Origin of the sequence: Streptomyces sp. NPDC005496 (assembly GCF_042872045.1) — a bacterium.
Lineage (GTDB): Bacteria > Actinomycetota > Actinomycetes > Streptomycetales > Streptomycetaceae > Streptomyces.
The window spans coordinates 647,474-669,928 of record NZ_JBIAJQ010000005.1; the positions used below are offsets into that span (position 1 = coordinate 647,474).

At 71.1% G+C, this 22,455-nt stretch carries 13 protein-coding genes, 6 tRNA genes and 1 riboswitch; of the genes, 11 read left to right on the plus strand and 8 right to left on the minus strand.

The genetic code is table 11. The annotated features are described in order from the left end of the window. The first annotated feature begins 195 nt into the window (after positions 1–195). Together ACFYQQ_RS19000 and bldC are read left to right on the plus strand one after the other, a co-directional pair. Positions 196–1,047 (plus strand): hypothetical protein, encoded by an 852-nt coding sequence (locus ACFYQQ_RS19000; RefSeq protein ID WP_355793925.1) that lies wholly within the window; start codon positions 196–198, stop codon positions 1,045–1,047. 544 nt (positions 1,048–1,591) lie between these two features. Then, on the plus strand, positions 1,592–1,798 hold the full coding sequence (gene bldC / locus ACFYQQ_RS19005; RefSeq protein ID WP_003949541.1) for a developmental transcriptional regulator BldC: 207 nt from the start codon (positions 1,592–1,594) through the stop codon (positions 1,796–1,798). Between the two features lie 471 nt (positions 1,799–2,269). On the opposite strand, the gene ACFYQQ_RS19010 is transcribed toward bldC, so the two are convergent. The 3 genes from ACFYQQ_RS19010 to hrpA all read right to left on the minus strand — a co-directional run bounded on the left by ACFYQQ_RS19010 (position 2,270) and on the right by hrpA (position 6,759). Further along, positions 2,270–2,461 (minus strand): DUF6274 family protein, encoded by a 192-nt coding sequence (locus tag ACFYQQ_RS19010; RefSeq protein ID WP_355793926.1) that lies wholly within the window; start codon positions 2,459–2,461, stop codon positions 2,270–2,272. Between the two features lie 162 nt (positions 2,462–2,623). Then, positions 2,624–2,698: transfer RNA gene (locus tag ACFYQQ_RS19015), tRNA-Asp, on the minus strand. Between the two features lie 92 nt (positions 2,699–2,790). Beyond that, positions 2,791–6,759, minus strand: a complete 3,969-nt coding sequence (hrpA, locus tag ACFYQQ_RS19020; RefSeq protein WP_388904858.1) for an ATP-dependent RNA helicase HrpA — start codon at positions 6,757–6,759, stop codon at positions 2,791–2,793. Between the two features lie 153 nt (positions 6,760–6,912). On the opposite strand from hrpA, the gene ACFYQQ_RS19025 reads away from it, so the two are divergent. Then, positions 6,913–7,965, plus strand: coding sequence for an ABC transporter permease (locus tag ACFYQQ_RS19025; RefSeq protein ID WP_388904867.1), 1,053 nt, complete (start codon positions 6,913–6,915; stop codon positions 7,963–7,965). Positions 7,966–8,064: 99 nt separating this feature from the next. Here the strand turns inward: ACFYQQ_RS19025 and ACFYQQ_RS19030 are convergent, their stop codons facing one another. The 5 genes from ACFYQQ_RS19030 to ACFYQQ_RS19050 form a co-directional block, all read right to left on the minus strand. Next, entirely contained in the window at positions 8,065–9,696 is a 1,632-nt protein-coding gene (locus ACFYQQ_RS19030; protein ID WP_355785093.1) for a hypothetical protein, read from the minus strand. A gap of 69 nt (positions 9,697–9,765) precedes the next feature. Continuing rightward, positions 9,766–9,839, minus strand: a tRNA-Phe gene (locus ACFYQQ_RS19035). A gap of 24 nt (positions 9,840–9,863) precedes the next feature. Then, a tRNA-Asp gene (locus ACFYQQ_RS19040) sits at positions 9,864–9,938 on the minus strand. A 47-nt stretch (positions 9,939–9,985) separates the two neighbouring features. Continuing rightward, a tRNA-Glu gene (locus ACFYQQ_RS19045) sits at positions 9,986–10,058 on the minus strand. Positions 10,059–10,313: 255 nt separating this feature from the next. After that, positions 10,314–11,876, minus strand: coding sequence for a metallophosphoesterase (locus ACFYQQ_RS19050; RefSeq protein ID WP_355785090.1), 1,563 nt, complete (start codon positions 11,874–11,876; stop codon positions 10,314–10,316). Between the two features lie 137 nt (positions 11,877–12,013). Here ACFYQQ_RS19050 and ACFYQQ_RS19055 point away from each other — a divergent pair, with 137 nt between their 5' ends. From ACFYQQ_RS19055 to ACFYQQ_RS19090, 8 genes are all read left to right on the plus strand, one after another. Further along, on the plus strand, positions 12,014–12,364 hold the full coding sequence (locus ACFYQQ_RS19055) for a metallopeptidase family protein (protein WP_355785087.1): 351 nt from the start codon (positions 12,014–12,016) through the stop codon (positions 12,362–12,364). 1,446 nt (positions 12,365–13,810) lie between these two features. After that, positions 13,811–15,937, plus strand: a complete 2,127-nt coding sequence (locus ACFYQQ_RS19060) for a DEAD/DEAH box helicase (RefSeq protein ID WP_355785085.1) — start codon at positions 13,811–13,813, stop codon at positions 15,935–15,937. A 162-nt stretch (positions 15,938–16,099) separates the two neighbouring features. Then, a complete protein-coding gene (locus ACFYQQ_RS19065) occupies positions 16,100–17,653 on the plus strand; it encodes an amino acid permease (RefSeq protein WP_356238146.1) in 1,554 nt (517 codons plus the stop codon). Positions 17,654–17,763: 110 nt separating this feature from the next. Further along, a tRNA-Lys gene (locus tag ACFYQQ_RS19070) sits at positions 17,764–17,839 on the plus strand. Positions 17,840–17,934: 95 nt separating this feature from the next. After that, entirely contained in the window at positions 17,935–19,077 is a 1,143-nt protein-coding gene (locus ACFYQQ_RS19075; RefSeq protein WP_355782425.1) for a dihydrofolate reductase family protein, read from the plus strand. 99 nt (positions 19,078–19,176) lie between these two features. After that, positions 19,177–20,391, plus strand: a complete 1,215-nt coding sequence (locus ACFYQQ_RS19080; RefSeq protein ID WP_355782427.1) for an alginate lyase family protein — start codon at positions 19,177–19,179, stop codon at positions 20,389–20,391. A 93-nt stretch (positions 20,392–20,484) separates the two neighbouring features. Continuing rightward, positions 20,485–20,558 (plus strand) — tRNA-Met (locus tag ACFYQQ_RS19085). Positions 20,559–20,701: 143 nt separating this feature from the next. Further along, positions 20,702–22,039 (plus strand): PP2C family protein-serine/threonine phosphatase, encoded by a 1,338-nt coding sequence (locus ACFYQQ_RS19090; RefSeq protein WP_388904859.1) that lies wholly within the window; start codon positions 20,702–20,704, stop codon positions 22,037–22,039. Between the two features lie 255 nt (positions 22,040–22,294). Further along, a riboswitch (cyclic di-AMP (ydaO/yuaA leader) is annotated at positions 22,295–22,452 on the plus strand. Positions 22,453–22,455 lie beyond the last annotated feature (3 nt).

Consider the following 22,455-nt stretch of genomic DNA (forward strand, 5'->3'; position numbering starts at 1 on the left):
GTGGCGGGCTCCCGATGGCTTGAGATTAGAGCCTGCGCCCGGCCGCCATCCGGGCAGTGTTCAGGATCACCCTCTCCCGGAGTACGTTCGGTCACGGCCGTGGGACGATTTGAGTGTTTTCCCGGTCGCTCGCGCGCGGGTCGAGCGCCCGGCGTGCCCGGGTTTCACGGCTGGTCGGTTGGGGAGGGAGCAGGGGTGCCCAAGGTGTCCTCGGTGATCGTCCCGTACGCGTCCTATCTGCGGGTGTACGAACCGCTGGCCGCCTTCCCGGAGCCGGAGCGCGGTCACTGGGACCGTTACGCCCGGCGCCCCGACCGTCCGTCGTACCAGGACGAACTGCGTCGTTCCCTGGCGGACTTGCTGCCCGTCCCGCCCGTCCCGGTGCCGGTGCACGAGAGCGGGGACGCCTTCGTCACCGAGGTCGACGGGGTGCTGTGCGTCTGCCCGTGGCGCACCCGGCTGCGCGGCTGGCTGGCCCTTGGCGAGCTCGCGGAGGAGTTCCCGGCACCGGTCCTGGACGCCCTGCTGCCGCCGCTCGTACGCCACCAGGCCACCCAGGACTACGAGCGCTGGCTGGCCCGCAACCCCGACGCCCGCCCGTGGATCCGCACCTCGACCTGGCAGGTGCCGCTGAACTGGTTCGTGCTGGTCTCCGACGAGGAGCGCGAGTACGACAAGGGTCCGGGGGAGTCGGGGCAGGACGCGCCGCTGCTCCGCTACCGGACGCCGATGGTGCAGGCGCGGCGGCGGGTGGCGCGGGCCCTGCGCACCCTCAAGGACACCATCGAGGAGGGGCCGCTGATCGACGGCCTGCTGGACGTCGGCCGGTGGCTGGAGGAGTTCCACCCCCGCTCGCTCGTCGAGCTGGACTACGGCGGCCTGGTGCACGTCCTGCCGGCCCGGGAGCTGGAGGGCGACCACTCGGCCGCCGACGTCGCCGAGGGCATCGAGGCGCTGCGGGCCGGGGACGGCACCATGGCGGGCGAGGCGTACGGCCGGCTCGTGGAGCGCTGGCGCGCGGTCCGGGACCGGCGCTCGGCGAACTGAGGGGCTGACAGGAGACGGCCGCCGTGGTGGACTGACCTGCCGCGTGCCGGTCTTCACGGCCGTCCCGCGGCTCCCGTCCGGGGCCGTGGATCCTTCGGCACGGACGTAGGTCCCGATCCGGGCGTTTGTCGCAAGGGTGACGGACCGCACTTACTCGGCCCTTGCGCCGCTTGCCCCTCCTCATGCCAAAATAGGACAAGGAGTCCGGGGAGGACTCCGTCCGTCCGACTTTGGGTGGAATCTCAGCATTGCACGCTATGGGGGGTCTGGTGACTCCTGATCGCCCCTGTGACTGATCGTCACAGGGGTGTGACTGTCCGCTATGGCATGGTCCATCGGCTTCCGTCGCTGATGAACACCTGGGAGGGCAATTCCATCGGTTTGGCCGACGCGGCTGGACAGATGGTGTAGTTGTAGTGCCGAGGACAAGCCGTTCGTCCTATAACCGACTCGACTCGCGTCCGCCATTTCGGGCAACGCGGGTCAAGGTGCAGAATTTAGAGGAAAGAACCGAGAAGGTTCGGTTCTCCCGAGGAGGCCGCTCATGACCGCTCGCACCCCTGATGCCGAGCCGCTGCTGACCCCGGCTGAGGTCGCCACCATGTTCCGCGTCGACCCCAAGACGGTCACGCGGTGGGCGAAGGCCGGCAAGCTCACGTCGATCCGCACGCTCGGCGGGCATCGTCGCTACCGCGAGGCGGAGGTCCGCGCATTGCTCGCGGGCATCCCCCAGCAGCGCAGCGAAGCCTGAACAACCGCATAACCGGGCATTTCGGCTGGTCCCCCAAACCCGCCGCAGGTCCGGGCCAACAGCTCCAAGCGACGCGGGTTCCGCCCCAACGGAGCCCACGCCCCAGCTGAACAAGCAGGCGCCAAGGGTGTGTCGTAGATCGCGCTGGACTCCGCCGGGTCCAGCGCGATCTTTTTTATGCCCTGTTGCTCCCGGGATGGGCTCTGGATGTGCCCCGCTTCTGACCGGGATGTGCGCCGGACGGCCCGACTGTGAGCGAGCTTGTCGGAGTCTGGGGAGGGGTGTCGGATCTCCTGTGGGGCATCCACGGGGCCCGTGCAATTGCACATATAAAATTGACCTGTTGTAGGTGGGGCGTAAGTACCGCCCTTCTGAAAACTTATGCGGTGACACCCGTCACACGTCGGGGTCCTTGTTGCCCCTGTGAGGTGTGCGCTAGAGGGGAGTTGTCCCGATGAGGACCGGCCTGCGTCAGGCCGGGGAGGGGCTCTCGTCCTCGGCGGCCGTCTCCGGGCTCTCCTCGTCCCGTGCGGCGGGTTCCATGGCCAGCCGCAGGAGTTGGTGGCAGATGGGGCAGTGCCGCGTCAGGTGGCGGTACTGCGTGGCGGCCGCCAGATGGGCCCGCAGCAGGGCTCGCGTCTCGTGCCTGGCGGTCGCTGCCATACGCCACCTCCGAGAGGTCGAGGGCCCTGGTTTCTGGGTACCGGCGGAACGGGGCGCCGTCAAGACGCCGTCGTGCCGCCGGGGTTGCCGAAAGGGCCCCGACCGGGGGACGGGCACACGCACGAGAGCCCGGGTCCGAAGACCCGGGCTCTCGATTTTCTGCGGTCCTGACGGGATTTGAACCCGCGGCCTCCACCTTGACAGGGTGGCGAGCACTCCAAACTGCTCCACAGGACCAGGTTTCGCGGCACTTTCCTTCGCTGTGCTGCGAGAAGGACTGTACAGGAGCAGGAGCCCGGTGGTCGAACTCACTCAGCGTGCGGACCCGATCACGGGGCCGCCGCGTCGATCGCCTTCACGATCCGCTTGTCGGAGACCGGGTACGCGGTGCCCAGCGCGTGGGCGAAATAGCTGACCCGCAGCTCCTCCAGCATCCAGCGGATGTCCAGGACCTGCTGCGGCACCGGCCGGCCCTGGGGCAGCTGCTCCAGCAGCCAGGCGTACTCGTCCCGCATCTCGTGGACCTTCTCCATGCGGCTGGTGTCCCGCTGGACGTTCGTCGGCATCTGCTGGAGACGCCGGTCGGCGGCCACCAGGTACCGCATCAGGTCCGGGAGGCGGCGCAGACCCGTCTCCGTCACGAAACCGGGCTTCACGAGGGCGTCCAGCTGCGCACGTACGTCCGCGAGGTTCGCGAGCAGCGCGACGCTCCTGGTGGCCTTCAGGCGGCGCTCACAGGCCTGCCAGGCGGCGAGGACCTGCTGGACCTGGCCGACCGTGCGGACCGTGGTGTCCACGATCTCGGCACGCACCCGGTCGTACAGCTTCCGGTACGACTCCTCGTCCCACGCCGGTCCGCCGAAGTCGCCGATCAGCTTGTCCGCCGCGGCCATCGCGCAGTCGTCGAAGAGCGCCTGGACGGTGCCGTGCGGATTGGCGGACAGGGCGAGCTTCTGCGCGTTCGTCAGCCGGTCCGAGGCGAACTTTCCGGGGTTCACCGGGATGTTGCGCAGGATGAGGCGCCGGGTGCCCTTCCACATCGCCTCCTGCTGCTCGGCCTCGGTGTCGAAGAGGCGTACGGAGACGGTGTCCCCGTCGTCGACGAGCGCGGGGTAGGCCTTCACCGGCTGGCCCGCCCGGCGCGTCTCGAAGACGCGGGTGAGCGAGCCGATCGTCCAGTCGGTGAGCCCCGTGCGCTCCAGCGACTGGCCGCCCTCGCGCTCGGCGGTGGCCGCGGCGGCCTGCGAGATCGCCTTGCGCGCCCGGGGCTTCAGCTGGAGCTGGAGCGCCTGGAGGTCCTTGTCCTCGGCGAGCTTGCGGCGCCGCTCGTCGACGATCCGGAAGGTGATCTTGAGGTGCTCGGGGATCCGGGACCAGTCGAAGTCGTCGGCCGTCAGCGGGACGCCGACCATCCGCTTGAGCTCGCGGGCCATCGTCGTCGTCAGCGGTTCCTGGAGGGGCACCGCCCGCTCCAGGAACTTCTGGGCGAAGTTCGGGGCCGGGACGTAGTTGCGGCGGATGGGCTTCGGCAGCGACCGGATCAGCTCGGTCACGACCTCCTCGCGCAGCCCCGGGATCTGCCAGTCGAAGCCCTCGTCCGTCACCTGGTTGAGCACCTGGAGCGGGATGTGGACGGTCACGCCGTCCGCGTCGGCACCCGGCTCGAACTGGTAGGTCACTCGGAACTTCAGCGGGCCCTGCCGCCACGAGTCGGGGTAGTCGTCCTTGCTGACGTCGCCGGCCCGCACGTTGATGAGCATCGAGCGCTCGAAGTCGAGGAACTCCGGCTCCTCGTGGCGCTTGTGCTTCCACCAGGAGTCGAAGTGCGCGCCCGACACGACGTGTTCGGGCACCCGCTGGTCGTAGAAGTCGAAGAGAGTCTCGTCGTCGACCAGGATGTCCCGGCGCCGGGCACGGTGCTCAAGCTCCTCGACCTCGGTGAGCAGCCTGCGGTTGTCGGCGAAGAACTTGTGGTGCGTGCGCCAGTCGCCCTCCACCAGGGCGTTGCGGATGAACAGCTCGCGGGAGGCCTCGGGGTCGATCCGCCCGTAGTTCACCTTGCGCTGGGCCACGATCGGGACGCCGTACAGCGTGACCTTCTCGTACGCCATCACCGCGGCCTGGTCCTTCTCCCAGTGCGGCTCGCTGTACGTGCGCTTGAGGAGGTGCCCGGCCAGCGGCTCGACCCACTCCGGCTCGATCCGCGCGTTCACGCGCGCCCAGAGCCGGGACGTCTCGACCAGCTCGGCGGACATCACGAACCGCGGGGGCTTCTTGAAGAGCGCCGATCCGGGGAAGATCGCGAACTTCGCGTTGCGGGCGCCCAGATACTCGTTCTTGCCGGTGGCGCGGCCGCTCTCGCCGCCGGTCTCCTTCACGTCCTTCATGCCGACGTGGGAGAGCAGGCCGGCGAGCAGCGAGACGTGGACGCTCTGCTCGGGCGCGTCGTCCTCGTTGAGCTGGATGCCCATCTGCTTGGCGACCGTGCGCAGCTGGCTGTAGATGTCCTGCCACTCGCGGATGCGCAGGAAGTTCAGGTACTCCTGCTTGCACATGCGGCGGAACGAGGACGAGCCCCGCTCCTTCTGCTGCTCGCGCACGTACCGCCACAGGTTGAGGAAGGCGAGGAAGTCGCTCGTCTCGTCCCGGAAGCGGGCGTGGCTCTGGTCGGCCTGGGCCTGCTTCTCCGCGGGGCGCTCGCGCGGGTCCTGGATGGAGAGCGCGGCGGCGATCACCATGACCTCGCGCACGCAGCCGTTCTTGTCGGCCTCCAGGACCATCCGGGCGAGCCGGGGGTCCACGGGCAGCTGCGCGAGCTTGCGGCCGGTGTCCGTGAGCCGCTTGCGCGGGTCCTTCTGGGCCGGGTCGAGGGCGCCGAGCTCCTGGAGGAGCTGCACGCCGTCGCGGATGTTGCGGTGGTCCGGCGGGTCGATGAAGGGGAACTTCTCGATGTCGCCGAGGCCGGCCGCGGTCATCTGCAGGATGACGGAGGCGAGGTTCGTCCGCAGGATCTCCGCGTCCGTGAACTCCGGCCGGGAGAGGAAGTCGTCCTCGCTGTAGAGCCGGATGCAGATGCCGTCGCTGGTACGGCCGCAGCGGCCCTTGCGCTGGTTGGCGCTGGCCTGCGAGACGGGCTCGATGGGCAGCCGCTGCACCTTCGTGCGGTGGCTGTAGCGGGAGATGCGCGCGGTGCCCGGGTCGATGACGTACTTGATGCCAGGGACGGTCAGGGAGGTCTCGGCGACGTTGGTCGCCAGAACGATCCTGCGCCCGGTGTGCTGCTGGAAGACGCGGTGCTGCTCGGCGTGCGAGAGCCGCGCGTAGAGGGGCAGCACCTCGGTGAACCGGTAGTTCTTCTTGGTGAGCGCGTCGGCGGTGTCCCGGATCTCGCGCTCGCCGGAGAGGAAGACGAGGATGTCGCCCTTGCCCTCCGCCATCAGCTCCTCGACGGCGTCCGTGATCGCGGTGATCTGGTCGCGGTCGGCGTCGTCCGAGTCCTCCTCCAGGAGGGGCCGGTAGCGGACCTCCACGGGATACGTACGACCGCTGACCTCGACGATCGGGGCGTCGCCGAAGTGCCGGGAGAAGCGCTCCGGGTCGATGGTGGCCGAGGTGATGACGACCTTGAGGTCAGGGCGCTTGGGCAGCAGCTGGGCCAGGTAGCCGAGCAGGAAGTCGATGTTCAGCGACCGCTCGTGGGCCTCGTCGATGATGATCGTGTCGTACGCGCGCAGCTCGCGGTCCGTCTGGATCTCGGCGAGCAGGATGCCGTCCGTCATGAGCTTGACGAAGGTGCCCTCCGGGTTCACCTGGTCGGTGAAGCGGACCTTCCAGCCGACGGCCTCGCCGAGGGGCGTGTCGAGCTCGTCGGCGACCCGCTCGGCGACGGTGCGGGCGGCGATCCGGCGGGGCTGGGTGTGCCCGATCATGCCCCGGACGCCCCGGCCGAGCTCCAGGCAGATCTTGGGGATCTGTGTGGTCTTGCCGGAGCCGGTCTCGCCCGCGACGATCACGACCTGGTGGTCGCGGATGGCCTCCGCGATCGCGTCCTTCTTCTGGCTGACCGGGAGCTGTTCGGGATAGGTGACGGCCGGGACGCGGCGGCGCCGCTCGGCCATGCGGGACTCGGCCCGGGTGACCTCCGTGTCGATCTCGGCGAGCACGGCGGACCGGGCCTCGGGCTTGCGGATCTTGCGCGCGCCTTCGAGCCTGCGCCCGAGTCGGTGCGCGTCGCGCAGGGACAGCTCGGTCAGGCGGGCGGCGAGATCGCCGAGAACGGGGGCAGGATGCGTAGACATACGCGATCCAGGATCTCACCTCGGCGAAATGAGTGGCGAACGCTTTTGCGCGGCGGACCCGCCGGCGCCGCGGAGGCGCGGAGAAGGTGAATGGATATCCCGTTCCGTCAAGAAATATCCGTTCTGCGCCTTTAGCGTGTCCGTATGTCCGAGATGCCGCACGGTGCCCATGGCAGGAGCCCGACGCGGGGCGAGCGGTGGGCCTGGTTCAAGGAGTCCCCGTTCCTGCCCGCGTCCGTGCTGGTGCTGATCCTCGCCGCGTCGGCGGGCCTCTTCGCCGGCTCGTACACGTACACCATGGCCAACCCGACACCCCGGCACGTCCCGACGGCGGTGATCGGCGCCTACGACACGGTGCGGGGCAAGGCGTTCATCGACGGCATGGAGAAGGCGCTCGACGCGTCCCTGCGGATCCGCGCCTACGACGGCCGGGCGGCGGCCGTCGAGGCGGTGGACGAGCAGAAGGTCTTCGCGATCCTCGACGTGCGGGAGGCCGGGCGCGCGGTCACGCTCGACGTCTCCGGGGCGTCCGGCGCCTCGGTCGCGGAGATCATCGCCAAGGCCGCGCCGGCCGTCGGCAGGGCCACCGGCGTCGCGGTCACCGTCAAGGACATCAAGCCCCTCCAGGCGGGCGACCCGCGCGGCCTCGCGATCTTCTACGTCTCCCTGGCGGCCGTGATCATCGGCTTCGTCGGGGCGATCCAGCTCAGCGTGCACGCGCGGGATCTGAACCCGCTGGAGCGCATCGCGTTCACGGCCGCGTACGCCCTGCTCGGGGCGTTCGTGATCGCGGCGGTGGTGGACTGGGTGCTGGGCGCGCTCGACCTGCCCTTCGTGGAGTCGTGGCTGATCCTCGCGCTGACGATGTTCACCTCCGGCATGGTCTTCACCATGTTCAACACCCTCTTCGGGCGCTGGGCGATGCTGCCCACCTGGGGGCTGATGGTCCTGCTCGGCAACCCCTCGTCGGGCGGCGCGGTGTCCTGGCCGCTGCTGCCGTCCGCGCTCGGCGCCATCGGGCGCTGGCTGCCCCCGGGTGCCTCCGTCAACGCCCAGCACACGGCGGTGTACTTCGCCGGTCACCAGCACGTGTTCCCGTTCCTGGTGCTGGCCTGCTGGGCCCTGGTCTCCTGCGGGGTGTTCTGGACCTGGCGGCACCGGCATCCGGGCGGCCGTACGGGGGGAGCGGCACACGCGGCGGCCTGACCACCGCCCCGTACGGCGGCGGACGGCGGGAGGGGCGGACGCCGTACGCGTCCGCCCCTCCCGCCGGGTCCGTCCGGTCACCCGTGACCGGACGGGGTGTCATCGCACGTCGACGTAGTCCTCGTATCCGCCGCCCACGAAGTGCTTGCTGTCGGGGTGCAGGAACACGGGCGTCCAGGTGCCGTCCTGCTGCGCCTTGAACCCCTTGGAGAAGGACCCGCCGGCGCTGGTGGTGACGGTCGTCATCAGGTACCAGGTCGACTTGCCCTTGGGCCGGAAGAGGATCTGGACCTTCTTGCCGCCGTACGCACGCCAGCTCGACGCGCCGGGCGCCCGCTCCTGGAGTACGCCCTTGACCGTGACGGTGCCGCCCTTGCGTACGGGTTCCGGCGACGCGTTGGCGTCCTTGATCCGGGTCAGCGAGCGGTTCCTGCGCAGGGAGCCGCTGGTGGTGCCGGTGACGTCCTTGGTCGTGGAACCGGCGTACCGCAGCCGCCAGTAGCCGTCCGGGTGGCCCGGCAGGTCGACGTGGAACTGCTCGTCGAACCCGGTCCGCACCGTCTTCTCGGTCTTCCAGCCGGTACGGCCGTCCGCGGAGTACTGCACGTCGACGTCGACCCGCTCGCTGTGGTCCTCGCCGGTGATGCCGAGGATGCCGGAGACGCTCAGCTCGGCGCGCTCGTCCAGGGAGGCGGTGAACTCCTTGAACGTCGTGCCCGCCGTGACCGCGACGGCGACATCGGCGGTCGCCGTGCGCTGGATCCACGCGTTGTACGGGTAGGGCGGGAACGACACCTCGTACACGGTCTTCTGGTAGGGCCGGGCGGAGAAGGTGAAGCGGCCGGCGGCGTCGGTGGTCGCGAGAACCGGATTGCTCGTGCTGCTGCCCTTGTGGTCCATCTCCAGCGGAATGCCGGACAGGGGCTTCCACTCCGTCCCGCTCTGGTATTGCAGCGTGCCGGAGACGGAGATCGGGTCACCGGCGGCGGGATGGAATGAGGCCCGGTCGAGGACCAGACGGGTCGGGGCCGCCTTCGGCCTGATGTCCACCCACGGGACCGTGGCGAACCCCAGGTCGCCGCGGTACTCGGCCCAGGCCCAACCGCCCTGCTCCAGCTCGCGCGAGAGGGCGAAGTGACCGTTCTCGTCCGTACGGGCGCTCGTGTCGCCGTTCTGGTCGAGATGGATGTCGACGGCGGCGTCGGCCAGCGGAACCGTCGCGCGGGTGCGCGGGTCGCGGACCACCAGGTCGCCGCCGACCGCGACGGTCTTGTCGTCGATGGTCGGTTCGTCGGGCGTCACGGTGAAGGCACTGATGACCGGCTGCTTCCGGTACCGCAGTGTGCCCGCGTCCTTGCGGACGGAGGTCTCGCCCGAGCTGTCCGTGACCTCGATGTCGATCGTGTAGTCGCCGAGGCTGTCCAGGTGGACGGGTTCCGAGGCCCAGACGCCGTCCCAGGGACTGTTCCAGTACTTCTGCGTGAATCCGGTCACCGTCGCAACCGGCTCTGTCGCGGTGCTGCCCGCGGGCCGGAGCTCCGCGGTGACCTTCTCGACGTCCTCACCGACGGCACTGCCGTGACCGAGACGTACGTCGATGACCGACCAGTCGGCCGAGTCGCTGTACGCCTCCTTGACCGTCGGCGCGGTGGCGTGGGCCGTGCCGGGCACGGCGAAGGTGGCGAGAAGGACGGCGCCGGCCGTGACGATGGCCCTGCTGGTGTGTCTCAAGAACCCCCCTAGGTTCCCCATGAGCGACGAAAACCCCCTCCGGTCACCCGGAGGGGGTTTCGACTCTTGTGGCTGGGGCCGGGGTCGAACCGGCGACCTATCGCTTTTCAGGCGATCGCTCGTACCAACTGAGCTACCCAGCCACGAGATTCCTCGCGGAATCTCAGCGGTCCTGACGGGATTTGAACCCGCGGCCTCCACCTTGACAGGGTGGCGAGCACTCCAAACTGCTCCACAGGACCAAGCTGTTGTGTGCGGCTGCGTGAACAGTGTCGCACACGGTTTTGCGTGCCCCCAACGGGATTCGAACCCGTGCTACCGCCTTGAAAGGGCGGCGTCCTAGGCCGCTAGACGATGAGGGCTATCGGCCCGCCTGGGCGCTTCTCAGCGCGTCGGGGACGTGAGAAGCATATGGGATGGCGGGAGGTATCGCCAAAACGGTTTCCGGAGGGCTTCCGGCGGGCCGGGGACACCGGAAGCGGCGGGGCTCCGGCGGCCTTGTTGGTGGGGGCGGGTGCCGGGTTCCGGCCCGTGGCGATGCAGGCCGGTGCCGGGTCCGGGCCCGCAGCGGTGGGGGTCCGGTGATCGTCGCTGGGGGAAGGGTGACGGGCGGGTTGTCAGGGGCGGGTGTTCGGCGGGGGGCTGGAGAAGCGCGTCGCGCCTGGCTGGTTCTCCTTCGGGAGGTGCCGGCTGACCTCCGCCGTCGTCAGGCCGAGGCCACCCAGCGCGATCTCGTCCCAGGCCTGCAGCCGGCGCGTGTCGCGGTCCAGGTAGAGGACCGAGGCCTCGATGGGGTCCGGGTACTTCCCCTCCACCGCCCGCAGTCCGCTGCCGCCCGTCGAACCCTCCACACGGAGCCTCGTGCCGTACGGCATGACCTCCATCTCCTCGTGGTGGACGTGCCCCGCCAGGACGAGCGGCACGTCGCCGTCCGTCTGCCGGGCCGCGTCCGGGTTGTGGGCGACGGCGACGTCGACCGGCGTGCCCGCCGTCTTCTGGTCCACCAGGGCCGAGGCCAGCCGCAGCCCCGCCATCCGCTCGGCCGCGTCGCCCCCGACCCGCGCCGTGCGGTCCGGCGTGAACTGCGGGTCGCCGATGCCCGCGAAGCGCAGGCCGGCCACCGAGACCGCCCTCCCGTCGTCCAGGACGTGCACGTTCTTCATGCGCTCCAGGTAGCGCTGGGTGTCGGCGGAGTCGTGGTTGCCGCGCACCCACACGTACGGGGCGCCGAGGTCCGGGATCGGGTCCAGGAAGCCGTTCTCGGCCGCCGAGCCGTGGTCCATGGTGTCGCCCGAGTCCACGATCACGTCGATGTCGTACTGCTCCACCAGCGAGGCGATGATCTTCCAGCTCGCCGGGTTGAGGTGGATGTCCGAGACGTGCAGCACCCGGATCGTGCCCGGGTCCGGTTCGTAGGCCGGAAGCGTGGAGGTGACGTCGTACAGCTTCGTCACGTTCGTCACCAGGCGCGCCAACTCCTTCTGGTAGACGTCGAATTCGCTGACGATGCTGCGGGCGTCGCCGACGACCGAGGGGGCCGAGGAGAGCAGGCCGGAGAACTTGGGCTCCAGGACGGACTTCGGGTTCCAGGTGGCGTACGCCGTCGCCCCGGACGACGCCAGGAGGGCGAGCGCCAGGCCGCCGGCCGCGAGGGCGCGGCGGGGGCGGCGGTACACCGCGAGGCCCAGCGCCGTGGCGCCGGAGACGACGGCCACGCAGGAGCGGACCGCCAGGTCGACGGTGCCGTGCTCGACGTCGCGCGTCACCTCGTCCTGGAGGCCGGAGAGCCGTTCCGGGTGGTCCACCAGGGCCTGGGAGCGGACCGGGTCGAGTTGGTCGACGTCCACGTCCAGGCGGATCGGGGCCCGGTGGCTGCGTAGTTCCAGGGCGCCCAGCGGAGAGATGTTGATCTTCGTGCCGCCGGTGAGGGAGGGGCGCAGCGTCATCGTGGTGTCCATCGGGCCGACCGGCGCGCGCACGTTGCCGACGATCAGCAGGCCGAGCCAGGCGCCCAGCAGGACGACGGCGGTCAGGCCGAGGGCGCGGGTGTACGGGTGCGGCTGCGGGACCAGTTCGACCTCGGGGTGGCCGCGGCGGGAGCGGTGGTGCCGGAGCAGGGCGCGGGGTGCGTTGCGGATGCGGGTGCGTAGGCGGTGCTCGGTGGCTGCGGCGCTGGCCATTGGTGCCGTATGCCCATGGGTGGGGGTGGATATGCGGCGCGGTGCGGTGGCTTGCGCGGTGGGTCGTGCCGTGGTTCTTGCGGTGGAGCGTCGTGCGTGGACTCTCGGGAAAGGGGCTCGTGCCCGACAATGGCGGTGTGCTGGAGATGACGCGCGAGGAGTTCGAGGAACTGGTGTCCGAGGCGTTGGACCGGATTCCGCCGGAGCTGACGCGGTTGATGGACAACGTGGCGGTCTTCGTCGAGGACGAACCGCCCGCCGATGATCCCGAGCTGCTCGGGTTGTACGAGGGCACGCCGCTGACCGATCGCGGCGAGTGGTACGCCGGGGTGCTGCCGGACCGGATCACGATCTACCGGCTGCCGACGCTGCGGATGTGCGACACGCGTGAGGACGTGGTCGCCGAGACCGAGGTGACCGTCGTCCACGAGATCGCCCATCACTTCGGGATCGACGATGCCCGGTTGCATGCGCTGGGGTACGGGTGACGGGGTAACGGGGGGCGTGACGGGGATGGGTGACCGGGAGCTGTTTGCGGGTTCCGGTTGCGTGATGTGACGCCGCGTCGGGGTGTGGGGCGCCCCGTCCGGATCAGGGGGTGGCCGGATGGGGTGGGTCGCTCTTGGGGGGCGCGTGTCCTTGGGCGTGCGACGGGAGTTGGGCAGGTGGACTCCCGACCCGCCCTCGGAGGTGGCTGCCCGTGCGCGCCTTGTACGTACCTGTCCGTCTGGCCGCCACGGTCGTCGCCGTCGCCGCGGCTGCCGGTTGCATGAGCGTGGGCAACGACGGGGCGGGGCCCGGGCCGTCGCATTCCTCGGGGCAGCGGGGTGGGGAGGCGCCGGACGGGGGGCCGGCGGGGTCCGGGGGTGTGGCGGGATTCCACCGGGGGCCCGGAGGGCGGGGCGGCTCGGGTGAGCCGGACTCCGCGTCGGGGTCGGCGTCCGCCTCCGCTTCCGCGTCCGGGGGGCGGTCCGCGAAGCCCTCGGCCGAGGTGACGTCGAAGGACGGCAAGGGCGGCAAGGGGGAGGGGGGCGGCGGCAAGGGCGGGGGGCGGCCGGGGGAGCCCCGGCCCACCAAGGGGGAGCCCAGTCCTACGCGGACGGTCGGGCCCACGGCCACGGAGACCACGCAGCCGTCCGCCGATCCGAGCGCGGAGCCGTCGTCTTCGGCGCATGAGCAGACCACGCAGTTGGTGCAGCGGGAGCCGGCGCCTCGGGCGGGGGCGCCGTTCTCGAATCAGGCGTCCTGATTCTGTGGGCGTGGGGCGCTGTCGGTCCGGTGGGGGGGGCGGGGCCGTGCCGGTACATCCGGCCGTCGGTAGTTGTTGCTGGCCCCCGTCACCAGCGTTCCTCGGTTGCGTACGTCCCCGTCTCGACGGCCATTTGATGTACCGGCACGGCCCCTTCGGTTTCATGGCGGCTTGCGGTCCGTGGGCGGCTGAGCTGCGGGGGCTCGGGCCCGGTGGTTCCGGTGCGGGGCCCAGACCCTGGCCGGGGTGGCCGTCCCACCCGCTCCAGTTGCGTGCAGGCGTGCCGCTAGGGGCGGCACGGGTGGGCGCAGGCGGCTCCCCGTTGGCGCCGGGTTCGCCGTCCTGCCTCGACCTCGGCTGCGGCGCTGGGGGCGTGTGGCGGGGCCTTCGGAGGAGGGGGTGATGATGCTCACGTGGGGGACGTGCGGGGCGCTGAGCTGGGGGGATGGGGGATTTGGGTGGGGAAAATCGGGGTGTGGGGGGCGTGAGGGGGGACGCGGTTTGCCAGGGGAGTGGAGGGGTGCGTATGGTGGTAGATCGTTTGATACCAATTGCCCGGCGCCAACAGAGAGCGCCGCGTGGCGCGTACTCTCCCTTGCCGTGGCCGGACCGCATAGAGGCGGTCGATTGCGACTTCACGGAGTTTGGGCGCGTGCCGTAGAACTCCGGAAGGTTCGCATTTCGCATGTCTGTTTCCAGTACTGATCACGTCGTCGTGCCCGAGAACATCGACACCGAGGGCGCCGACGTCGTAGAGCTCGCGCCGGCCGCGGAGTCCGCTCCCGAGGTCACCTTCGCCACTCTGGGTCTCCCCGAGGGCGTCGTGCGCAAGCTCGCGCAGAACGGCGTGACCGCCCCCTTCCCGATCCAGGCCGCGACCATCCCGGACGCCCTGGCCGGCAAGGACATCCTCGGCCGAGGCCGCACCGGCTCCGGCAAGACCCTCTCGTTCGGTCTGCCGCTGCTCGCGACGCTGTCCGGCGGCCACACCGAGAAGAAGAAGCCCCGCGGCATCATCCTCACGCCGACCCGTGAGCTCGCGATGCAGGTCGCGGACGCGCTCCAGCCGTACGGCGACGTCCTCGGCCTGAAGATGAAGGTCGTCTGCGGCGGTACGTCGATGGGCAACCAGATCTACGCCCTGGAGCGCGGCGTCGACGTCCTCGTCGCCACCCCGGGCCGCCTGCGCGACATCATCAGCCGCGGCGCCTGCTCGCTGGAGAACGTCCAGGTCGCCGTCCTCGACGAGGCCGACCAGATGTCCGACCTGGGCTTCCTGCCCGAGGTCACCGAGCTGCTCGACCAGATCCCCGGCGGCGGCCAGCGCATGCTGTTCTCGGCCACGATGGAGAACGAGATCTCCACGCTGGTCAAGCGCTACCTGACCAACCCGGTGACGCACGAGGTCGACAGCGCCCAGGGCAACGTCACGACCATGTCGCACCACATCCTCATCGTGAAGCCCAAGGACAAGGCGCCGGTCACCGCCGCGATCGCCTCCCGCAAGGGCCGCACGATCATCTTCGTCCGTACCCAGCTGGGCGCCGACCGCATCGCCGAGCAGCTCTGCGAGTCCGGCGTGAAGGCCGACGCGCTGCACGGCGGCATGACGCAGGGTGCCCGCACCCGCGTGCTGGAGGACTTCAAGAAGGGCTACGTCAACGCCCTGGTCGCCACCGACGTCGCCGCCCGCGGCATCCACGTCGACGGCATCGACCTCGTGCTGAACGTGGACCCGGCCGGCGACCACAAGGACTACCTGCACCGCTCCGGCCGCACCGCGCGCGCCGGCCGCTCCGGCACCGTCGTCTCGCTGTCCCTGCCGCACCAGCGCCGTCAGATCTTCCGGCTGATGGAGGACGCGGGCGTCGACGCCTCGCGTCACATCATCAACTCCGGTACGGCCTTCGAGCCCGAGGTCGCCGAGATCACCGGCGCCCGCTCGATGACCGAGGTCCAGGCCGAGTCCGCGGGCAACGCGGCGCAGCAGGCCGAGCGCGAGGTCTCGCAGCTCACCAAGGAGCTGGAGCGTGCGCAGCGCCGCGCGGCCGAGCTCCGCGAGGAGGCCGACCGCCTGGTCGCCCGTGCCGCGCGCGAGCGGGGAGACGACCCGGAGGCGGCTGTCGCGGCCGCCGCCGAGCAGGCCGTGGCCGAGGCTCCCGCCGAGGCCGCCGAGCAACCCGTCGAGCGTGAGCGTGCCTACGAGGCGCCGCGTCAGCGCCGCGACGACCGCGGCAACTACGAGCGTCGTGACAACGACCGCGGCGGCCGTACCTTCGAGCGTCGTGACAACGACCGTGGCGGCTTCCGCCGTGACGACCGTGGTGGCAGCGACCGTGGCGGCTTCCGCCGTGACGACCGTGGTGGCAGCGACCGTGGCGGTTTCCGCCGTGACGACCGCGGCGGCAACGCCGGTGGCCGTACCTTCGAGCGTCGTGACAACGACCGCGGCGGCTTCCGCCGTGACGACCGTGGTGGCAGCGACCGTGGCGGCTTCCGCCGTGACGACCGCCGTGACGACCGCGGCGGGCGTACGTTCGAGCGTCGTGAGGGTGGCGACCGCGGCGGTCGTACCTTCGAGCGTCGTGACAACGACCGAGGCGGCCGCACCTTCGAGCGTCGCGACGAGCGCGGCGGTCACCGTGGCAGCGACCGTCCCTTCAACCGCGACCGCCAGGACAACCGCCCCTCCAGCGGTTTCCGCTCCGGCAGCCACGACCGCCCGTACGGCCGTCGTGACGACCACCGCGGCACCGGTGCCGGCTCCTTCGGCCGCCGTGACGAGAAGCCGCGCTGGAAGCGCAACGGCTGATCCGGTGACGGGCCTCGCGCCCTGACGGAGAAGGGCCCGTACGACTCACGTCGTACGGGCCCTTCCGTCTGTCCGGGAAGATCATTTTGCGGCCGGGTCACGGTCGAGTTTCGGCCTTCGTGCCGCGCATGCCCGGCACTTGGTGAGGGAATCGCTGGGGGCATGACAACTCCACCCGCCTCAGGGGCGCGTGACCCCTCCGCCGCCCTCTCCGACGAGGAACGGCTCGCCCAGCTCGGCTACACCCAGGTCCTCGCCCGCCGCATGTCCGCGTTCTCGAACTACGCGGTGTCCTTCACGATCATCTCGGTGCTGTCGGGCTGTCTGACGCTGTACCTGTTCGGGATGAACACCGGCGGTCCCGCCCTGATCACCTGGGGATGGGTCGCGGTCGGACTGATGACGCTGTTCGTCGGACTGGCGATGGCGGAGATCTGTTCGGCCTATCCCACCTCCGCGGGACTGTACTTCTGGGCCCACCGGCTGGCGCCGCCCCGCACCGCCGCGGCCTGGGCGTGGTTCACCGGATGGTTCAACGTCCTCGGGCAGCTCGCCGTGACCGCCGGCATCGACTTCGGCGCGGCCTCCTTCCTGGGCGCCTACCTGAACCTGCAGTTCGACTTCGAGGTCACCCCGGGCCGGACGATCCTGCTCTTCGCCGGGATCCTCGTCCTGCACGGACTCCTCAACACCTTCGGGGTCCGCATCGTCGGCCTCCTCAACAGCGTCAGCGTGTGGTGGCACGTCCTCGGCGTCGCGGTCATCGTCGGCGCGCTCGCCCTCGTGCCCGACCACCACCAGTCCACGTCCTTCGTGTTCACCGAGTTCGTGAACAACACGGGCTGGGGCAGCGGGGTCTACGTCGTCCTCATCGGCCTGCTGATGGCCCAGTACACCTTCACCGGGTACGACGCCTCGGCCCACATGACCGAGGAGACCCACGACGCGTCGACGGCCGGCCCCCGGGGTATCGTCCGCTCCATCTGGACCTCGTGGATCGCGGGCTTCGTCCTGCTCCTCGGCTTCACCTACGCCATCCAGTCGTACGACAAGGCGCTCGCCTCGCCCACGGGGGCGCCGCCCGCGCAGATCCTGCTCGACGCGCTCGGGGCGACGGCGGGCAAGCTCCTGCTGCTGGTCGTCATCGGCGCCCAGCTCTTCTGCGGGATGGCCTCCGTCACCGCCAACAGCCGCATGATCTACGCCTTTTCGCGGGACGGCGCGCTGCCGTTCTCGCAGGTGTGGCACACCGTGAACCCGCGGACCAGGACACCGGTCGCGGCGGTCTGGCTGGCGGCACTGGGCGCCCTGGTGCTCGGCCTGCCGTACCTGATCAATGTGACGGCGTACGCGGCCGTGACGTCGATCGCCGTCATCGGCCTCTACATCGCGTACGTCATCCCGACGCTCCTGCGGCTGCGCAAGGGCGAGGCGTTCGAGCGGGGGCCCTGGCACCTGGGCCGCTGGTCGCGGGCGATCGGGATCGTCTCCGTCGCCTGGGTGGCCGTCATCACCGTCCTCTTCATGCTGCCGCAGGTCTCGCCGGTCACCTGGGAGACCTTCAACTACGCCCCGGTCGCGGTCCTCGTCGTCCTCGGCTTCGCCGCGACCTGGTGGCTGGTCTCGGCCCGCCACTGGTTCCTCAACCCCGGCCACGAACGCACCATCGCCCGTGAGGCCGCCCGTGCGGGCGCACCCGAACCGGTCGATCCCTGACCCTTCCCGCCCACTTCAGACCCCCCGGCGCGGCCGGGTCACCGATACCCGATCGGAGTCCCGGCCGCGTCCGGCTATGCTCGGGGATGCATCGGCGCGAGCCGTTGCGTGGACCCTTAGCTCAATTGGCAGAGCAGTGGACTTTTAATCCATTGGTTGTGGGTTCGAGTCCCACAGGGTCTACCACGCACAGCGCCTCACGCGGCCTCGGCCGGGTGGGGCGCTGTTGTCGTTGACCCGAACCACCACGAGCCGAGCGCTCGGAGCCGGAGAGTGCGCCCATGCCCCACCCCCACGTCCTGCTGTCCGCCGCCGTCTCCCTGGACGGCTTCCTGGACGACACCGGGCCCGACCGCCTGCTGCTCTCGGGGCCGGCCGACTTCGACCGGGTCGACGAGGTACGGGCGTCCAGCGACGCGATCCTGATCGGCGCGGGCACCATCCGCGCCGACAACCCCCGGCTGCTGGTGAACTCGGCCGAGCGGCGGCGGGCGCGGCTCGACGCGGGGCGCCCGGAGTACCCGCTCAAGGTCACGGTCAGCGGGTCCGGCGACCTCGACCCCGCGGCGCGGTTCTGGCACACCGGCGGCGACAAGACGGTCTACACGACGGACACGGGGGCCGCCCGGGCAGCCGCCGCGCTGCACGGACTCGGCGTCGAGATCGTCGCGGCCGGCCCCGAACTGGACTGGCGGACCGTCCTGGAGCACCTGCACGACGTACGCGGTGTCCGGCGGCTCATGGTGGAGGGCGGCGGCCGGGTGCACACCCAGCTGCTGCGTCAGGGCCTCGCAGACGAACTGCAGTTGGTCCTCGCCCCGCTCCTCGTGGGCGAGCCCGACGCACCCCGCATGTTCGGCCCCGGCCCCTACCCGGCTGGACGGATGAGCCTGGTGGAGACCCGGCCGGTCGGGGACGTCGTCCTCATGCGCTACGTCCCCACCGCCCCCGGCACCGGACCGCTCGCCACCGCCGCCGACCGGCGCTGGCTGGCACTGGCCTGCGAACTGGCCGCCCAGTGCCCGCCCTCGGAGACCGCCTTCAGCGTCGGCGCGGTCGTCGTCGCGGCGGACGGCACCGAGATCTCCCGCGGGTACTCGCGCCAGGGCGACCCGGTGGAGCACGCCGAGGAGGCCGCCCTCGCCAGGACCGACCCGGCGGACCCGCGCCTGGCCACCGCCACCGTCTACAGCAGCCTGGAGCCCTGCGCCCGCCGCGCGTCCCGGCCCGCGCCCTGCGCCCGGCTGATCCTCGACGCCGGGGTGCGGCGCGTCGTCACCGCCTGGCGGGAGCCCGACACGTTCGTCGCCGGTGCCGACGGCAGCGGGGTCCTGACGGCGGGCGGCGCCGACGTCGTCGTACTGCCGGAGTACGAGGAGGCGGCCAAGGCGCCCAACCGGCACCTGCTGCCGCCCGCCGCGTGACCGGGGCCGCCTGCCGGACGGGCTAAGCCATCCTGCGGGCGGGCGGCCGAGGGGTCAGGCTGCGAGGGAGTCGATGCGGCGGACCCGGAGGTCGAGGCGATGCGTTCAGTGGGGCGGCGGGTGACGGCGGTGCTGCTCGCACCGCTGCTGATGGGGCTGATGGCGTCCTGCGGGACGTCCTCGCACGCGCGCTCGGCGGTGCGGGCGCGGCCCGAGGACGGGGCGTTCGAGCACCCCGGAGTGCTGGTCAGCCGGGAGCAGCTGGACAACGTGCGGCGGCACGTGGACCAGGGCGAGCAGCCGTGGGTGAGCGCGTTCCTCGGCATGCGGGACAGCCGCTACGGGTCGTACAAGTGGCAGGCCAAGCCGTACGCGACCGTGGCGTGCCCGCCCGACACCCGGGCCGGGAGCGGCTGCGTCGAGGAGCGTGAGGACGCCATCGCGGCGTACACCCAGGCCCTGTTGTGGAGCGTCACCGGCCGGCCGGAGCACGCGGCCAAGGCGATCGAGATCATGGACGCCTGGTCGGACCGGGTGCGGCGGCACACCGAGGCCAACGCCGGGCTGCAGACCGCCTGGGCGGGATCGACCTGGGCCCGCGCCGGGGAGATCGTGCGGCACACGAAGGCCCACTGGCCGGCGGCGGGCGTCGAGCGGTTCCGGCGCATGCTGCGGACGGTGTACCAGCCCGAAGTCACCAAGCCGGTCCCGGACTTCAACGGCAACTGGGACCTCGTCATGACCGACGCCGCCATCGGCATCGCCGTCTTCCTCGACGACCACCGGGCCTTCGACGCCGCGCTCGCGCGCTTCCGGCAGCGCGTCCCCGCCTACTTCTACCTGCGTCAGGACGGGCAGCTGCCGATGGCCCCGGCGGGCGGCACGGTGGACACCCCGCAGAAGATGACGACGTACTGGTTCGGGCAGAAGCGCTACACGGACGGGGTCGCGCAGGAGACCTGCCGCAACTTCAAGCACGTGGGGTACGCGCTCGCCGCCACCGCCCACATCGCCGAGACCGCCTGGCACCAGGGCGTCGACCTGTACCGCGAGGTCGAGGACCGGCTGCGCGCGGCGCTCACCTTCCACGCCCGCTACCAGCTGGGCGAGACGCCGCCCGGCTGGCTGTGCGGCGGCAAGGTCGACCGCGACATGGGGCCCGACATGGAGGTCGCCCTCAACCACCTGGAGGGCCGGCTCGACGTCCGCGTCCCGGCCGCCCGCAAGCTCGTCGAACGGACCCGGCCCGCCGGAACGGACGATCTGTTCGTGTCCTGGGAGACCCTGACCCACGCCGGGAACCCGGCCGCCTGACCCCCGGCAGGAGCCGAATTCGCAGGTCGCGGGGGTGGCCGGGTGCAGGCGTGCGTCCGCGCCCCCGCCGATGGCGTACACTGGTCTCAACGACGCGGGGTGGAGCAGCTCGGTAGCTCGCTGGGCTCATAACCCAGAGGTCGCAGGTTCAAATCCTGTCCCCGCTACTGAAGGCCCAGGGCCGGAACTCGGATCATCGAGTTCCGGCCCTGAGTCGTTTCCCGGGCCGGGCCCGCCGGCGCTCCCATCGGTGTCATCCGGTCGGTCCACACCGGTCGCCGCCCGCCCCCGTGGCGGGAAGCCTGGACGGGTGGGGCAGCGAGGTGGCGCGCGACGGCCGGAGGAACCGGGGTCCGGCGGGGCCGGCGGCCGGTTCTCCGACGCCGACGACCGGGCCGCGCCAGACCCCCGTGACCGCGTGCCCGGCGGCGGGCCGGACCTCGGAGCGGGCCTCGTGGACGGCGGCCGGAAACCGCTTCCCGGAGGGCGCGAACGGGCCGGGGGACGGCTGCCCGGCGATCCGGTGCCCGATCCCGGACTGGGCGTCCCGTCACCGCCCGCCCCGGAGCGGCCCGCCCGCCGGATCTCGTACGCGCGCACCGTGGTGCGCGCCCTGCCCGCGCTGCTGATCGTCGCCGGGGTCCTCTACGACTACCTCACCCCGTCGCAGTTCACGGCCGCCCCCTTCTTCACGGCCGCGCCCCTGGTCGCCGCGCCGCTGCTCTCGCTGCGCGGCACGGTCCTCACCGGCCTCGCCACGGTCGCCGCCGTCCTCGCCGTGCACATCGACCTCGGGATCGTCGCGCACGCGGAGGCGGTCACCGAGCTGGTCACCGTGGCGACGGTCACCGTCCTCGCCGTGCTCATCAACATGCTCGTCCGCCGCACCGACCGGCGGCTCGCCTCCGCCCGCGAGATCGCCGAGGCCGCCCAGCGCGCCGTGGTGCCGCGCCCGGAGGAACGGATCGGCGGCCTGGAGGTCGCGGCGCGCTACGAGGCGGCGCAGGCCGACGCGTTCATCGGCGGCGACCTGTACGCGGTGCAGGACTCCCCGTACGGGGTGCGGCTGGTCGTCGGGGACGTGCGGGGCAAGGGAATGGGCGCGGTGACGGCCGTCGCCGTCGTCATCGGGGCGTTCCGTGAGGCGGCCGAGCACGAGCCGACGCTGGAGGCGGTCGCCCAGCGGCTGGAACGGGCGCTGGCGCGCGAGGGGACGCGGCGCGACGGGCTGGACGCCTTCGAGGGGTTCACCACCGCCGTTCTCGCGGAGGTCCCGCACGGGGACGGCTTCGTGCGCGTCGTCAACCGCGGCCATCCCCCGCCGCTGCTCCTGCACGCGGACGGCACCCTGCGCACGCTGGAGGGGCCGGACTCCGCGCTGCCGCTCGGGATGGGCGAGCTGGGCACCTGGCCCGACCGTGCCGCCGTGGTGCCGTTCCCGGGCGGGGCGACGCTCCTCGTCTACACGGACGGGCTGTCGGAGGCGCGCGACCCGGAGGGCCGCTTCTACGACCCCGCGGCCCGTCTCGCGGGACGGGTCTTCCGCGACCCGGACGCGCTACTCGACACCCTCATCAAGGACGTGCACCGGCACACGGGAGACGGGACGACGGACGATCTGGCGCTGCTGGCCGTACGGCGGCCGTGAGTCACCGGGGCGGGAGAAGGGGCCGAGGTCACCGCGAGTGATCGAGTAGCACCGCTGCGCATAACAACTGACGAACCGTCAGCGAAAATGAGGTTTAGCCCGCAGGGTCAACTCGCCCGGTTTTCACCGCCCGTGACCCGTAAGTCCGTGACGAAGACGTTAATGATCAGTCGGAACAGCTTGGAATACGGGACCCGAGTCTATTAACGTTCGATAACGCAGCGCGGTCGTCCCAGCCGTCACAAGAGATGGCTCCGTGCGCACGCGCCGAATCCCGCAAGGGAACCGGGGAACCACCAACTTGGGGTGAATCGAGCGTCTTCCGCGGTGCGGTGCACCCTGGTCGACGCGCGTAGGAGACCTTCCTGCTCCGAACCCGTCAGCTAACCCGGTAGGCGAGAAGGAAGGAAAGGAGC